Annotated in this window: 11 protein-coding genes; all 11 read right to left on the bottom strand. The window is 64.1% G+C overall.

The annotated features are described in order from the left end of the window. Window positions 1-34: 34 nt before the first annotated feature. Entirely contained in the window at window positions 35-2008 is a 1974-nt protein-coding gene (locus ML401_RS06145; protein ID WP_285810645.1) for a methyl-accepting chemotaxis protein, read from the bottom strand. Window positions 2009-2211: 203 nt separating this feature from the next. Next, window positions 2212-3384 (bottom strand): thiolase family protein, encoded by a 1173-nt coding sequence (locus ML401_RS06140; protein ID WP_212068017.1) that lies wholly within the window; start codon window positions 3382-3384, stop codon window positions 2212-2214. A gap of 188 nt (window positions 3385-3572) precedes the next feature. Then, on the bottom strand, window positions 3573-5162 hold the full coding sequence (gene serA, locus ML401_RS06135) for a phosphoglycerate dehydrogenase (RefSeq protein ID WP_285810639.1): 1590 nt from the start codon (window positions 5160-5162) through the stop codon (window positions 3573-3575). A 166-nt stretch (window positions 5163-5328) separates the two neighbouring features. Further along, window positions 5329-6501 (bottom strand): phosphoserine transaminase, encoded by a 1173-nt coding sequence (locus tag ML401_RS06130; protein WP_285810638.1) that lies wholly within the window; start codon window positions 6499-6501, stop codon window positions 5329-5331. An 80-nt stretch (window positions 6502-6581) separates the two neighbouring features. Then, window positions 6582-6788 carry a hypothetical protein gene (locus ML401_RS06125; protein WP_285810637.1) on the bottom strand — a complete coding sequence of 69 codons (207 nt, stop codon included), beginning with the start codon at window positions 6786-6788 and terminating at the stop codon, window positions 6582-6584. A 254-nt stretch (window positions 6789-7042) separates the two neighbouring features. Further along, window positions 7043-7507 carry a GNAT family N-acetyltransferase gene (locus tag ML401_RS06120; protein ID WP_285810635.1) on the bottom strand — a complete coding sequence of 155 codons (465 nt, stop codon included), beginning with the start codon at window positions 7505-7507 and terminating at the stop codon, window positions 7043-7045. A 17-nt stretch (window positions 7508-7524) separates the two neighbouring features. Next, window positions 7525-8115, bottom strand: a complete 591-nt coding sequence (locus ML401_RS06115) for a glutathione S-transferase family protein (protein ID WP_285810633.1) — start codon at window positions 8113-8115, stop codon at window positions 7525-7527. A 68-nt stretch (window positions 8116-8183) separates the two neighbouring features. Continuing rightward, entirely contained in the window at window positions 8184-8993 is an 810-nt protein-coding gene (locus tag ML401_RS06110) for an outer membrane protein (RefSeq protein ID WP_285810631.1), read from the bottom strand. A 183-nt stretch (window positions 8994-9176) separates the two neighbouring features. Further along, a complete protein-coding gene (locus ML401_RS06105; protein WP_249132076.1) occupies window positions 9177-10025 on the bottom strand; it encodes an outer membrane protein in 849 nt (282 codons plus the stop codon). A gap of 237 nt (window positions 10026-10262) precedes the next feature. Further along, on the bottom strand, window positions 10263-11522 hold the full coding sequence (locus tag ML401_RS06100) for an MFS transporter (RefSeq protein ID WP_285810629.1): 1260 nt from the start codon (window positions 11520-11522) through the stop codon (window positions 10263-10265). A 143-nt stretch (window positions 11523-11665) separates the two neighbouring features. After that, complete coding sequence (glmM, locus tag ML401_RS06095; protein WP_194406139.1) at window positions 11666-13009, bottom strand: phosphoglucosamine mutase; 1344 nt, start codon at window positions 13007-13009, stop codon at window positions 11666-11668. Between the last annotated feature and the right edge of the window lie 185 nt (window positions 13010-13194).

Here is a 13194-nt window from a genome sequence, read left to right as displayed (position 1 = left end):
GCGAGCGTAGCGAAGAGGCAGCGCGCCCCTTAGCTCACGCCGCGCGCACCGTCTCCAGGAACCTGCTGACCTCGATCTTCAGCCGGTTGCTGTCGTTCGACAGCGACTGCGCCGCGGACAGCACCTGCGAGGAGGCAGAGCCCGTCTCGGTCGCGCCCTGGCGCACGCTGGAGATGTTGGCGCTGACCTGCGTGGTGCCGGCGGCGGCGTTCTGGACGTTGCGCGAGATCTCGCTGGTCGCAGCGCCCTGCTCTTCCACCGCGGCCGCGATGGTGGATGAGATTTCGGACAGCCGCTCGATGGTGCCGCCGATGGTCTTGATCGCGCCGACGGAATCCTGCGTTGCGACCTGGATGCTCGAGATCTGCTGGCCGATGTCGCCGGTCGCCTTCGCGGTCTGCTCGGCGAGCGCCTTCACTTCCGAGGCCACCACGGCAAAGCCGCGGCCGGCTTCGCCGGCGCGCGCGGCCTCGATGGTGGCGTTCAGCGCCAACAGATTGGTCTGGCCCGCAATGGCGTTGATCAACTCGACCACGTCGCCGATGCGTGCGGCCGCCTTCGACAATTCGCTGACACGGTCGTTGGTCTGCCCGGCCTGGCTGACGGCCTCGCCGGCCATGCGGGCGGAGGCCTGCACCTGGCGGCTGATCTCGTTGACGGAGGCGGTGAGCTCTTCCGCCGCGGACGCCACCGACTGAACGTTGGTCGCAGCCTCTTCGGACGCCGCCTCGACCAGCGTAGCAAGCTCGCTCGACCGGCCGGCCGTCGTGGTCAGAGACGTGGCCGAAGCCTCGAGCTCGTTGGCGGCGGACGATACGGTCTCGACGATCTCGCCGACGGCGCCTTCGAAATCGTCGGCCATCCGGATCATGTCGGCGCGGCGGCGCTCGGCGGCGAGCTTGTCCTGCCTGATCTTCTCTTCCGCCTCTTCCTTCGCCTTGCGCTCGGCATTGATCTTGAACGTCTCGACGGCCTGCGCGATCTCGCCGATCTCGTCGGGACGGCCGAGCCCGGGCAGCACGATGGCGAAATTGCCGTTGGCGAGCTCGATCATCGCCGCGCGCATCGCGGTCAGCGGCTTCGACACCGAGCGGCCGATGAAGATGCCGAGGCCGAGCACGGCGGATGCGATCAGCGCGATCGCGACCGCAATCCAGAACTGGATGCCGGTACGCTCGGCCTCGTTCAGCCGGTCGGCCTCGATGCGAATCTGGTCGACCGACTTCGAGATGTGCTCGATGACGGGCTCGACCGCGGAGAAGGCTTCGGACATCGCCTTCAGCTCGGCCGCGAGCTTCAGCGCGGTCTCCATCCAGGCGGAGAAATCGCGCTGGTAATCGGCGAGCTTCTGGCGAAGCTCGGCTTTCGCGTGGTCAGGAATGGCGCTGGCGTTGAGAGCGGCCAAAAATTCGGTCCCACGCTTCTTGATGTCATCGCCATATCTGGCGTCGCGCCGCAGCATGAAATCCTTCTCGTGCCGGCGCATCATCAGCATGATCACCTTGAGAGAGGAGTCCTGCAGCTGGTCGACCTGGCTCTCGATGCCGTGCACGGAGGCGCGCAGGCGTCCTTCGAGCCCGGATTTCTCGTCGAGGCCGAGCCGCTGCCGTTCCTCGACCACCGCGGCAAAGCGCGCCTGGTAGGTCTTCAGCGATGCGTTCATCGCGTCGATCTTTTGCGCCAGCTCGGGCTTGCCGAGGCCGGAGATCCTGCCGCGAAGCGTGTCGATGTCGAGCGCCACCTGCCGGCTGATCTCGGCCTGGCGCTGGGCCCTGGCTGGATCGCTGCGCAGCAGGAAATCCTTTTCGGCCCGGCGCGCTTCCAACAGCTCGACCGCGATCCTGTTGTTCAGCTCGAACACCGTGCGCGCCTCTTCGGCGGCGTTGCGATAGACGGCCATCGCTTTCTCACCATAGAGGTGAATGCCGCCGATCAGGACGACGCCAATGACGCCGATCACGCCGATCGCGGTGATCTTGTGGGTGAGACGAAGAGAGAGAAGCCGCATCTGACGAAAGACCCGATGGTGACAGATACGGTTGATGAAGCGCTAAGGCATCAAACCTTCCGTTAATTTGCGGGCACGTACAAATACGTGTATTTATTGCAGCACTCGCCTTTGTGCACGGTTGAGTGCACAAATCAGTTCCGAAAACGAAACACGGCGCCTCGCGGCGCCGTGCGTGGAATATTGAGGTCGTCGCTTACGGATCAGCTGTAAATCTCGAACAGGCCGGCGCCGCCCTGGCCGCCGCCGATGCACATCGTCACCACGCCCCACTTGGCCTTGCGGCGCGCGCCTTCCTGCAGCAGATGGCCGGTGAGACGGGCGCCGGTCATGCCGAAGGGATGGCCGATCGCGATCGAGCCGCCGTTGACGTTGTACTTGGCGGGATCGATGCCGAGCTGGTCGCGGCAATACAGGCACTGGCTGGCGAAGGCCTCATTGAGCTCCCACAGGTCGATGTCGTCGATCTTGAGGCCGGTGCGCTTGAGCAGCTTCGGAATCGCGAACACCGGGCCGATGCCCATCTCGTCGGGCTCGCAGCCGGCGGTGGCCCAGGCGACGAAGCGGCCGAGCGGCTTCAGGCCGCGCTTCTCGGCGTCCTTGGCTTCCATCAGCACCACGGCGGCGGCGCCGTCGGAGAGCTGGCTGGCATTGCCGGCGGTGACGAACTTGCCGGGCCCCTTCACTGGCTCGAGCTTGGCAAGGCCTTCCATCGTGGTCTCGGGCCGGTTGCACTCGTCGCGATCGACGACGTAATCGACGATCGACTCGGCCTTGGTCTGCTTATCGACGACCTTCATCTTGGTCTTCATCGGGACGATCTCGTCCTTGAACTTGTTCGCCTGCTGGGCCGCCGCCATGCGGCGCTGCGATTCCAGCGAGAACTCGTCCTGGTATTCGCGGCTGAGCTTGTAGCGCTCGGCGACGATGTCGGCGGTGTCGATCATCGCCATGAAGATATCGGGGGCGACCTTGAGCAATTCAGGATCGATCGATTCCTTCGGCGTGCCGCCGCCGGGCATCGAGATGCTCTCGACGCCGCCGGCGACGATGCAGTCGGCACCGTCGGAGCGGATCGAGTTGGCGGCCATCGCGATGGTCTGCAGCCCCGAGGAGCAGAAGCGGTTCACCGAGACGCCGGCGGTGGTCTTCGGCATGCCGGCGAGCAGCGCGGCCTGGCGGCCGATGTTCGGCGCGCCATGGGCGCAATTGCCGAGATAGCAATCCTCGACGTAGTCCTTGTCGACGCCGGCGCGGTCGACCGCGTGGTGGATGGCGTGCGCCGCGAGCGACATCGGCGGCGTAATGTTGAACCCGCCGCGGCCGGATTTTGCGAGGCCCGTGCGCGCGTAGGAAACGATGACGGCTTCACGCATTGTTTTCTCCCTTGTCGAACGATTGGTACGAAGCGTCCTGGACGCCATTGGTACACAAAGTCGGCAGGCTGCGGGAGAAATAAAACGCCGCCTCCAGATGATGGAGGCGGCGTTGTTCCGCGGGTCGGAATATATGTTGTTCGTCATTCCGGGGCGGCTCGAAGAGCCGAACCCGGAATGACCGAGTATCAGAACGTCAGCGCCTTGGCCTGCTTGACCTGCGGCAGCGCCTGCACCTTGGCGAGCAGGTCCGCCGGCACCGCGCCGTCGACCTCGACCAGCGCGATGGCATCGCTGCCGGGCGCGACGCGGCCGAGATGGAAGGTGGCGATGTTGAGCTTGGCATCGCCGAGCAGGCTCGCGAACTTGCCGATGAAGCCCGGCTTGTCCTCGTTGGTCACGTAGATCATCGACTTGCCGAATTCGGCGTCGACCCGGATGCCCTTGATGTCGACGAGGCGCGGCTTGCCGTCGGCATAGACGGTGCCCGAGACCGACCGCTCCTGCCGCTCGGTGGTGACGGTGACGGTGATCAGGCTCTCATAGTCGCTCTGGGCGGCGCGCACGATCTCGTCCACCACCATGCCGCGCTCCTTGGCGACGACGGGCGCGGACACGACGTTGACCTCGCCCAGCATCGGGCGCAGCAGGCCCGACAGCACGGCCGAGGTGATCGCCTTGATCTTCATCTCGGCGACATGGCCCTCATAGGTGATCTCGACCTTGAGAATGCCGCTCTCGGTAAGCTGGCCCGCGAACGAGCCGAGCTTCTCGGCGAGCGAGATGAACGGCTTCAGCTTCGGCGCTTCTTCCGCCGTGATCGAGGGGAAGTTGACCGCGTTCGAGATCGCGCCGGTGAGCAGATAATCCGACATCTGCTCGGCGACCTGCAGCGCGACGTTCTCCTGCGCTTCGGTGGTGGAGGCGCCGAGATGCGGCGTGCAGATCACGTTGGGATGGCCGAACAGCACGTTCTTGTTCGCGGGCTCCTCGACGAAGACGTCGAAGGCGGCGCCGGCGATGTGCTTGGAATTGAGCGCATCGACCACCGCCTGCTCGTCGACCAGACCGCCGCGGGCGCAATTGATCAGGCGCACGCCCTTCTTCATCTTGGCGATCGCGGCCGCGTCGATGATGTTCTTGGTCTTCTCGGTCAGCGGTGTGTGCAGCGTGATGAAGTCGGCGCGCTTGAGCAGATCGTCGAGCTCGACCTTCTCGACGCCGATGTCCTTGGCGCGCTCCGGCGACAGGAAGGGGTCGAACGCGACCACTTTCATGCGCAGGCCGAGCGCGCGGTCGGCGACGATCGAACCGATATTCCCGCAGCCGACGACGCCGAGCACCTTGCCGGTGATCTCGACGCCCATGAAGCGGTTCTTCTCCCACTTGCCGGCCTGGGTGGAGGCATCGGCCTGCGGAATCTCGCGGGCGAGCGCCAGCATCAGGGTGATGGCGTGCTCGGCGGTCGTGATCGAATTGCCGAACGGCGTGTTCATCACGATGATGCCCTTGGCCGTGGCGGCCGGGATCTCGACGTTGTCGACGCCGATGCCGGCGCGGCCGATCACCTTGAGGTTGGTCGCCTTCTCCAGGATCTTGGCGGTCGCCTTGGTCGCCGAACGGATCGCGAGGCCGTCGTAATTGCCGATGATCTCGGCGAGCTTGTCCTTGTCCTTGCCGAGGTTGGGCTGGAAGTCGACCTCGACGCCGCGGTCTTTGAAGATCTGAACGGCGGCGGGAGAGAGCGCGTCGGAAATGAGAACTTTGGGTTTGGTCATGGGATGATCCGTGGTGCGAGCTGCATTTACGGAACGTCATCCGTAGGGCTGAAGCGCGAAGCACGTCTTGGCGCTAGAAACCCGCGGATCCATCTGCCTTGATTGATGGATGGCCGGGTCGAGCCCGGCCATGACGAGATGAGATAATGCGACGAGCGAAGCCTGCTTACGCCGCCTTGGCGAGCGCGGCCTTGGTCTCGGCGAAGGCCCAGTCGATCCACTGCGTCAGCAGCTCGACGTCCTTGGCTTCGACGGTGGCTCCGCACCAGATACGCAGGCCCGCCGGGGCATCGCGGTAATAGGCGAAGTCGTAACCGGCGCCATCCTTCTCGATCAGCGCAACCAGCTTCTTGGAGAAGTCGGCCTGCGCATCCTCGGACAGCGAGGTGATCGCGGGATCGGTGAACTTGAGGCACACCGAGGTGTTGGAGCGGATCGCCGCGTCCTTGGCCAGGAAGTCGATCCAGGGTGTTTTCGCCTTCCAGTCGGCGAGCACCTTGGTGTTGGCGTCGGCACGCGCGATCAGCGCCTTGAGGCCGCCGATCGACTTGGCCCAGGTCAGCGCGTCGAGATAATCCTCGACGCAGAGCATCGACGGCGTGTTGATGGTCTCGCCGACGAAGATACCTTCGTTGATCTTGCCGCCCTTGGTCATGCGGAAGATCTTCGGCAGCGGCCAGGCCGGCTTGTAGGTCTCGAGCCGTTCCACCGCGCGGGGCGACAGGATCAGCATGCCGTGCGCGGCTTCACCGCCGAGCGCCTTCTGCCAGGAGAAGGTGACGACGTCGAGCTTGGCCCAGTCGAGCGGCTGCGCGAACGCTGCAGACGTCGCGTCGCAAATGGTGAGGCCCTCGCGGGTCGCGCTGATCCAATCGGCGTTCGGCACGCGCACGCCTGAGGTGGTGCCGTTCCAGGTGAAGACGACGTCGGACTTCGGATCGACCTTGGAGAGATCGGGGATTTCACCATAGGCTGCGTTCAGCTTGGTGACGTCCTTGAGCTTCAATTCCTTGACGATGTCGCTGACCCAGCCCTCGCCGAAGGATTCCCAGGCGAGCGTGGTGACGGGCCGCGCACCCAGCAGCGACCACAGCGCCATCTCGACCGCGCCGGTATCGGAGGCCGGCACGATGCCGATGCGGTAATCGGCGGGCACCTCGAGCACCTCGCGCGTCAGATCGATCGCGAGCTTGAGCTTGGTCTTGCCGACCTTCGCGCGATGCGAGCGGCCGAGCGCTGCGTCCTTGAGATTTTGGGCGTTCCAGCCGGGGCGCTTGGCGCAGGGGCCGGAGGAGAAATGCGGCACGTTGGGCCGCGAAGCGGGCTTCGCTACAGTCATAAATCTACCCTTCCAGATAGTAAGCCTCCCGTTGGGGGGAGGTGTCCCGCCGCGGCTGATACGGGAATCGGGAAGGGCAGTCAAGGAAGTTCCGGCGTCTCACGCTGGAGTGAAGGCGCTTCCGCTGAGATATCAGGGGATTGCACGACCGCCAGCGCATTCAGCAAGCCCGTGGCTTCGCTGATCAATTGCGCGGCCCGGCGGCGGCTGCCGACTTTCAAAATGCATTTGTCGTTGGCCTGCACGACATAGTCGTTGCCGACCTTGATGATTGAATAGCTTGTCATCGAAATCCCCGAACCGACCGAGCCCGGTTTCTGACGCTGCGTAGCACCGTTCGTTCCAGTGGGAACATGAACGAAGGACGGGTAGTTTATCAGCCCTTAAGATGAACGAAGGTGCGATCCGATTCTGCTGATCAAGCAACGCATGCGGCCGCAGGCCCATTCCGATACATCGCAAGGGGGCTGTGGATTTCCTGATCGACACGTTCTCCTTCCACGAACCGATATCCACTTCGCGCGACAACGCTTGTGCTGCCTCAAAAGCGGACAGTCATACCAACATGGCTCGCCGTGAATCCGAGCCGCGTGTAGAAGCGCTGCGCGTCGGTTCGCGTATGGTGGGTCAGCAATTCGACCAGATTGCAGCCGCGTGCCTTTGCTTCCGTCACCGCCCATTGCACCAGCTGCTCGCCGATGCCGCGGCTGCGACAATCAGTGGCAACGCGCACGTCTTCGAGCAGGCCGCGGCTGCCGCCTTGCGAGCTGATGCCCGGCAGGATCGCGAGTTGCAGGCAGCCGACCACCCTGCCCTCGCTCTCGGCCACCACGAGCGTGAGATTAGGATCGCGCTCGACCCGCGCGAAGGCATCGTAATAGGCGGCGGGCAGCGGATCCTCCACGCGCTCGCGCGCGCGGCCGAGATGATCGTCGGCCAGCATCGCCACGATGGCGGGAACGTCGTCGCGGCACGCGAGGCGAATGGAGACGGATGCGGCGTTCATGTCAGGCAACTCCAACCTCAGCGCGCCGGCGGAAGACCGAGAAACGCTTCAACCTCGCCGATCCAGCGGCGGACGGAAGCATGGCGGCCGAGATCGAAGCCGCCCTCATGCGCCACGCGGGTATAGGCGAGGAGCGAGACGTCGGCGAGCGAAACCGAGTGACCTGCGAAAAAGCGATTGGCCGAAAGATGCTGCTGCATGCGGTCGAGCGCCGTATAGCCGCGCTTGACCTTGTCGGGATCGAGCTCGGAGACGTCCTTGCCGAGATAGAAGAGGAGGAAGCGGCACACCGCGACATAGGGCTCGTGGCTGTACTGTTCCCAGAACAGCCATTCGTCCATCTTCGCGGCTGTAAAGGCGTCGCGCGGAACCAGCACGCTGTCGCGGGCGAGATAGCGGATGATGGCGTTGGACTGCGCCAGCGTGCGGCCGTCGTCGAATGCCACAGCGGGCACCTGGCCGGCGCCGTTCATCGCAAGGAATTGCGGGGTGCGCGTCTCGCCCTTGCGCGTGTCGATTTCGATCCAACGATAGGGCAATGCGAGATGATCGCAGACCCACTTCACCTTCAGACAGTTTCCGGAATTGCTGTCGCCGTAGACCTTCATCGCTGCTGCCCCGTTTTGGGGCACAGAGCATCAGGACGGAGCGGAGCTGTCAACCGCGGCGCGGCGCCTCAGAACTTGTAGCCGAGGCCGGCGCGGACGGTGTTGATGCTGGTGTCGACCTGGGCCGTGAAGCGCAGGTATTCCCACTCGGCTCGCATGAAGAGACCGCCGACGAGGTTGATGTCCACCCCGAGACCGCCGCTGTAGCCGTAGACCAGATGATTGTGCTGCGCCTCGCTCGAGGAGATCGGCCCCTGCAGAACGCCGGCAGGCGTTACGTAGTCCTGAACACTCACCGTGCGGACGATGTCAGCATTGCCGAGCGCGAGCCCACCGAACACGTAAGGCAGGAAGCATCCCCACGCATATCCGGCCCTTCCGCGAAACGTTGCCATGTCCTTGATTGCGATCGACGCCGTGGAGCTCGCTGTCACGCTGTGCACGTTGCCATCGGACAGTTGGTTGCTGCGTGCTTCGCTAGCGGTGGTCGATCCTCCGAACTTGCCGTGCAGGTAACTGGCCTCGAGGCCGATCACGACGTCGTCCCACTGGGCATTGTACCCACCGAAAGCACCATATCCACTGCTGCGCTGCGAGGCCTTACCCAGCCCGAGATTCCATTGCGAGACGCCCATCTCCTGTTCGATCAGGGTGTCCGCGAGCAGCGCGGCCATCATATTGCTGGTCGACCCGTTGAAATTCTCGTCGGACGAGCCATAGCCGGCCTGGCCGCCGACGTAGAAGCCCTGCCAGTTGACGGCGGATCTCGTCAGACCGTCGGTGAAGCTGCCGCGCAGGATCGGCAGATCAGGCATGTCGGCCGCGTGCGCGGCTGACACCGTCCCCAACATCACCGCAGCCAACAAAAGCCTACGCATCACCACGCTCCATCGGACTCGAACTGTTGCGATGATCATCGCCTGTTAACCTTAACCAATGGTTGCGTAAGCCGCCTTCGCCGCCGCTCGCCATGAAAAATACGCAAAGCAAAACGGCGCGGGATGATCCCGCGCCGTTAAGAGAGTTTAACCGATGAGGCTTGTCAGCGAGAAAGCTTGCGATCAGCCCTTGGTGACGAGCGGCGGCGGCGCGTAGACCGGCGGGCTGTCGAGATTCCAGCGCACGCCGAGCTTGAGGTCGTGCGAAGTGATATCCTTGAACTTGAAGACGTTGTTGGTCGTCGCTCCGGTGTAATCCGACAGGATACCGGTCTGGCCCGGGCCCAGATCGACATAGCTGTAGGCCAGTTCGAGGACCAGGTTCGGATTGACCTTGTAGGCAAGACCCGCATGAGCCGCCCATGCGAAATTCCACTTCGAGCTCGTCGGAGCCGTGGCGAAGCTCGTGGTGGAGAACGGCAGGCTGTTGGTGCCCGTGTCGGTGAAGTTCGAGATCGAGACCCGCGCGCCGCCGACGCCGGCGCCGACGAACGGCGTGATGCACCACCACGTACCAAGATCGACATACGCGTTGGCCAGGACCAGCCATTCGGACTTGCTGGCGCTGTAGTTGTCGATCCCGTTATAGGCAAGACCGCCCGCGGTGCCCGTGAAACGATCCGTGCCCTTGAAATTCGAATTGCCGCGGTATTGTCCGGTCACGTCGGCGCGGAACCAGTTGTTGAACCGGTAGCCCACGCCCACGCCGTAGATGCCGGCGGTATCGAACGACGTCTTCTGATCGAACGACGTGAGCTGCGAATAGGCGGACTCGCGACCGTAGTGGAGATCACTGGTCTTCTGATTGCTGAAGCCGATGTCGCCGCGCAGATACCAGCCTCCGAAGTCGGCGGGCGGAGCCGGCGGCGCGTACATGGGAGGGGGCGCCGCGATCGGCATATCGGCGGCGAACGCCATCGACGAGATCAGGGTTGCCGCACCCGCGGCAAGGAGAGACTTAACGCTACGCATTGGCTTCGTCCTTTTGGCCGGTGAGGCAAATACGCAGGCCTCACGTTCTGGAAACTCACGGAGCGGACGATGCCAGCAAATGTTTAAGCGCCACTTAACCCTAATTTTTAAGGTTGATTTTTTCTGACTGCTCGCGCGCGCGGCGCGTGAGCGTTGCAGGAATGCCGCATCAATTGCGACGCCTCGGCCGCAATTGCTAACGATCCGTGAAAGTGCGCTGCAGCGAGAGAGGAAGTGTTAACGCGTGTGCCGCGGCAGCTTGGGCAGGAACACCGCAAGCAGGCCGATAGCCGGCAGATAAGCGCAGACCTGATAGACGAACTCGATCGAGGTGTGGTCGGCGAGCTTGCCGAGCACGGCGGCCCCGAGGCCCCCGATGCCGAAGGCGACGCCGAAGAACACGCCGGAGATCATGCCGAAACGGTGCGGCACCAGCTCTTGCGCGAACACGATGATCGACGACGTCGTCGAGGAGATAATGAGGCCGATGATGACCGACAGCACTGCGCTCGCATGGAGCCCGGCATAGGGCAGCGCCAGCGTGAACGGCAGCGCGCCCAGGATCGAAATCCAGATCACGATCTTGCGGCCGAAGCGGTCACCCAAGGGCCCGCCGAGAAATGCGCCGACCGCATTCGCCGCGAGGAAGATGAAGAGGTAGATCTGCGCGGCCTGCGTCGACACGCCGAAGCGGTCGATCAGATAGAAAATGTAATAGCTGGACAGGCTCGAGACGTAGAGCTGCTTCGAGAACAGCAGCGCGACCAGCACGAGCAGTGCGACGACGACGCGGCGCGAGCTCGGCGCGTCCGGATGAGCCTGAACGGCAGCCGTCTTCTTGGCCTTGATCTGCGGCGCGTACCAGCGGCCGATACGCCAGAGGATGAGGATCGCGAGGAATGCGATCGAGGAGAACCAGGCGATGCTGCCCTGCCCGAACGGCACCACGATCAGCGCCGCCAGCACCGGCCCCATCGAGGTGCCGAAGCTGCCGCCGAGCTGGAACACCGATTGCGCAAAGCCGTAGCGGCCGCCGGAGGCGAGCCGCGCGATCCGCGCGGACTCCGGGTGAAACACCGCCGAGCCGAGACCGACGAAGGCCGCCGCGACGAGGATGACGAGATATTGCTGCGCGACGCTGAGCAGCAGCAGGCCGAAGAAGGTCGAGGCCATGCCGATCGCCAGCGAGTAAGGCTGTGCCTTCTTGTCGGTGTAGTGCCCGACCACGGGCTGCAGCAGCGAGGCGGTGAACTGGAACGCCAGCGTGATCATGCCGATCTGCGCGAAATCGAGCGCGTAGGTGTCCTTCAGGATCGGATACACCGAGGCGATCAGCGACTGCATGGTGTCGTTGAGGAAGTGCGAGACGCTGATGCCGGCGAGCACGATGTAGGCCGGCCCTGCCGCCTTGGCAGCTGACTTGGCGCCGGGTGCGACGTCAGCGACGACGACGGGTTCGGTCAGCGTTTCCTCTGAGACGACGACAGGCTTGTTCAATGCAGCGATCCCGGCAGGCGCGGCGAACCGCCGCATCCGCTCATTACGATGCAAGCGGATGCGGAACCAGCGTCAATCGCAAATGGCTGGGATGCGCGGGTGCTCTCGTCGCTTACCCTCCCCTGGAGGAGGGTAAGAAAGTCTTACGCCGCCGCCTGGCCCAGCGCCGTAACGATGGTGTCGACGACGTCCTCGACCAGGATGCGGTCCTCGCCCTCGCCCATCACGCGGATCACGGGCTCGGTGCCGGAGGAGCGGATCAAGAGGCGGCCGTGGCCGTTGAGCCGCTTCTCGCCGTCGGAGATCGCCGACTTCACATCGGTATCGTCGAGCGGCTTGCCGCCCTTGTGGCGGACGTTCTTGAGGATCTGCGGCAGCGGATCGAAGCGGTGGCAGACCTCGGATACGGGGCGGCGCAGCTTCTGCACCACGGCCAGCACCTGCAACGCCGCCACGAAGCCGTCGCCGGTGGTGGCGTAGTCGGACAGGATGATGTGGCCGGACTGCTCGCCGCCGAGATTGTAGCCGCCGTTCAACATCTGCTCGAGCACGTAGCGGTCGCCGACCGGCGTGCGGACGAGATCGAGCCCCTGCCCTTTCAGGAAGCGCTCGAGGCCGAGATTGGACATCACGGTGGCGACGATGCCGGGCCGCGACAGCCGGCCGTCTTCCTTCCAGCTCTGCGCGATCACCGCCAGCAGCTGGTCGCCGTCGACGACATGGCCGCGCTCGTCGACCAGGATGACGCGATCGGCGTCACCGTCGAGCGCGATGCCGATGTCGGCGCGCATCTCGCGCACCTTCCGCGACAGCGCCTCCGGCGAGGTCGAACCGCAATCCTTGTTGATGTTGAAGCCATCGGGCTCGACGCCGATCGGCACGACGTCCGCGCCCAGCTCCCACAGCGCTTCCGGCACCACCTTGTAGGCGGCGCCGTTGGCGCAATCGATCACGACGCGCAGGCCGTCGAGCGAAAGGTCGCGCGGCAGCGTGCGCTTGGCGAATTCGATGTAGCGGTCATGCACGCCGTCGATGCGGCGGGCGCGCCCCAGGCTCGCGCTCTGTGCGAGCCGCTTGTCGATGGGCTCGTCGAGCAGCTGCTCGATCTGCCGCTCGACGTCGTCGGAGAGCTTGAAGCCCTGCGGGCCGAACAGCTTGATGCCGTTGTCCTCGAACAGATTGTGCGACGCCGAGATCATGACGCCGAGATCGGCGCGCATCGACTTGGTCAGCATGGCGACCGCCGGCGTCGGCATCGGGCCGACCAGCAGCACGTCCATTCCGACCGAGGTGAAGCCGGCGACCATCGCGTATTCGATCATGTAACCGGAGAGGCGGGTGTCCTTGCCGATCACGACACGGTGGCGGTGGTCACCGCGCTGAAACGCAAGGCCTGCGGCCTGGCCGACCTTGAGCGCGAGCTCCGGCGTGATCAGTCCGTTGGCGCGGCCCCGGATCCCGTCCGTCCCGAAATATTTGCGGCTCATATCGTCCCCCAACGCAACAATCAGGGACTCCCCTGAGACAACCACGGGGTGCCCGAACAGACCCCGCATCCCTGATTTGCTGGGGTCTTATAATGCCTGCGCGGCTAACTTGGCTTCAAAAAATATGATGAATCATTACGGAACCGGGCCGGCCGCCATTCAGATAAGATGTTGTTAACGCTTCA

The organism is Bradyrhizobium sp. 62B, from assembly GCF_030272265.2.
Taxonomy (GTDB): domain Bacteria; phylum Pseudomonadota; class Alphaproteobacteria; order Rhizobiales; family Xanthobacteraceae; genus Bradyrhizobium.
The sequence above is the reverse complement of the archived record's forward strand: the minus strand, read 5'-3'. Positions and strand labels throughout refer to the sequence as shown.

What these genes read in the sequence shown, in the direction of transcription:
- ML401_RS06145 (WP_285810645.1), bottom strand. Translation starts at nt 2,008, where the DNA reads ATGCGGCTTCTCTCTCTTCGTCTCACCCACAAGATCACCGCGATCGGC.
- ML401_RS06140 (WP_212068017.1), bottom strand. Translation starts at nt 3,384, where the DNA reads ATGCGTGAAGCCGTCATCGTTTCCTACGCGCGCACGGGCCTCGCAAAA.
- serA (WP_285810639.1), bottom strand. Translation starts at nt 5,162, where the DNA reads ATGACCAAACCCAAAGTTCTCATTTCCGACGCGCTCTCTCCCGCCGCC.
- ML401_RS06130 (WP_285810638.1), bottom strand. Translation starts at nt 6,501, where the DNA reads ATGACTGTAGCGAAGCCCGCTTCGCGGCCCAACGTGCCGCATTTCTCC.
- ML401_RS06125 (WP_285810637.1), bottom strand. Translation starts at nt 6,788, where the DNA reads ATGACAAGCTATTCAATCATCAAGGTCGGCAACGACTATGTCGTGCAG.
- ML401_RS06120 (WP_285810635.1), bottom strand. Translation starts at nt 7,507, where the DNA reads ATGAACGCCGCATCCGTCTCCATTCGCCTCGCGTGCCGCGACGACGTT.
- ML401_RS06115 (WP_285810633.1), bottom strand. Translation starts at nt 8,115, where the DNA reads ATGAAGGTCTACGGCGACAGCAATTCCGGAAACTGTCTGAAGGTGAAG.
- ML401_RS06110 (WP_285810631.1), bottom strand. Translation starts at nt 8,993, where the DNA reads ATGCGTAGGCTTTTGTTGGCTGCGGTGATGTTGGGGACGGTGTCAGCC.
- ML401_RS06105 (WP_249132076.1), bottom strand. Translation starts at nt 10,025, where the DNA reads ATGCGTAGCGTTAAGTCTCTCCTTGCCGCGGGTGCGGCAACCCTGATC.
- glmM (WP_194406139.1), bottom strand. Translation starts at nt 13,009, where the DNA reads ATGAGCCGCAAATATTTCGGGACGGACGGGATCCGGGGCCGCGCCAAC.